A 1,415-nucleotide genomic window follows, 5' to 3' on the forward strand; every position below is an offset into this window, starting at 1 on the left:
ATGAACTTTCCTGAAATAGGTTGACTAAAAATTAAACCATTAATTATAGTCACTTATGAAAACACAAAATGAACACTGGCGAAAAAAAAGCTACCAAAAAGCCACTTTAGAGACCAAACTTTTAGTCGTTGACCAAATCTTAAATGGTCAGCTATCAAACAGCCAAGCTTCCAAAAAATACGACGTTCCCAGAACAACCATTACCTATTGGTTAAGAAAATATAGTACATTAGTACAACAAAATACGGGTATGAGTAAAAACGATGAAATTAAAAAGTTAAAGGAAAAGATTGAAGAACTTGAGTTTCAAAAAGACTTCCAACAAGACATTATCGCTGATATGGAACTTATTACAGGAGTCGACATGTCAAAAAAGTCATTGCCCAAAACGTTAGCAAAAGAGATAGAGCAAAAGAAAAGACAGCGTATAAAAGAAAATGGCTCTATGGATGTTTTGGGATATCTAAACAAGCCTTCTACAAAAGACTAAGAACGCAACAGAAAAAAGAAATAGATCATCAAAAAATGATTAAAATGGTTAAGGACTACCGTAAAAAAGTAGGCTCTAAAACTGGTGGAATTAAACTACATGCGGAACTTAAAGCTAATTTTACTGAGGCTAGTATTAAGATTGGTAGAGACAAGTTCTATCACTTCCTTAGGCTAAATAATCTTTTGATTCCCAAAACTAAAAATTACATCACAACGACAAACTCAAACCATATGTACAAAAAATATAAGAACCTTGTTAAAGACCACGTTCCTACTCGACCGGAACAACTATGGGTTAGCGATATAACATACATTAAAACAGAAAATGGGCACAACTATCTAGCATTAGTCACAGACGCCTATTCTAAGCAAATAATGGGATATAAACTCGACAACCACATGAGAACATCACTTTGCACAGATGCCCTCGCTATGGCTATTAAAAACAGAAAATATACCAATCAAAAGCTTATTCATCATTCTGACAGAGGTTTTCAATATTGCAATCCCAAATACACAAAATTCGCTGAAAACAATAACATTACAATGAGTATGACTGAGCAATACGACCCTTATGAAAACGCTATTGCAGAACGCATTAACAGAACTCTTAAATATGAATATGGATTAAAACAAACTATTAAGAACACTGAATTAGCACAAAAAATGGCACAACAAGCAGTATATATTTATAACAATTTGAGAACCCATTTTAGCCTAGATCTCAGAAAACCTGCTGAAGTCCATCTGAATCCAAACATCAAATACAAATCCTATAGAAAAAATAATGTAAATTTACCTGAACTTACGATTTAAGAACAGACCTAGTTCAAACTATTTTTTTGCCTTCTAAACGGCTAAAAGAAATCTTTTGAACGTCTAAATATTAACAAAAAAGAGTCAACCTATATCAGTATAATACA

2 protein-coding genes are annotated in these 1,415 nt (G+C 32.7%); both read left to right on the forward strand.

Annotation, left to right across the window (positions count from 1 at the left end; translation table 11 throughout):
- Positions 1–55 precede the first annotated feature (55 nt).
- On the forward strand, positions 56–490 hold the full coding sequence (locus HM986_RS17535) for a helix-turn-helix domain-containing protein (protein WP_179336341.1): 435 nt from the start codon (positions 56–58) through the stop codon (positions 488–490).
- Positions 460–1,308: an IS3 family transposase gene (locus HM986_RS17540; RefSeq protein ID WP_317167409.1), complete on the forward strand. Its 849-nt coding sequence runs from the start codon at positions 460–462 to the stop codon at positions 1,306–1,308. The genes HM986_RS17535 and HM986_RS17540 overlap by 31 nt, the downstream gene beginning before the upstream one ends.
- The last annotated feature ends 107 nt before the right edge of the window (positions 1,309–1,415 follow it).

Origin of the sequence: Winogradskyella costae, from assembly GCF_013403865.1 — a bacterium.
Taxonomy (GTDB): domain Bacteria; phylum Bacteroidota; class Bacteroidia; order Flavobacteriales; family Flavobacteriaceae; genus Winogradskyella; species Winogradskyella costae.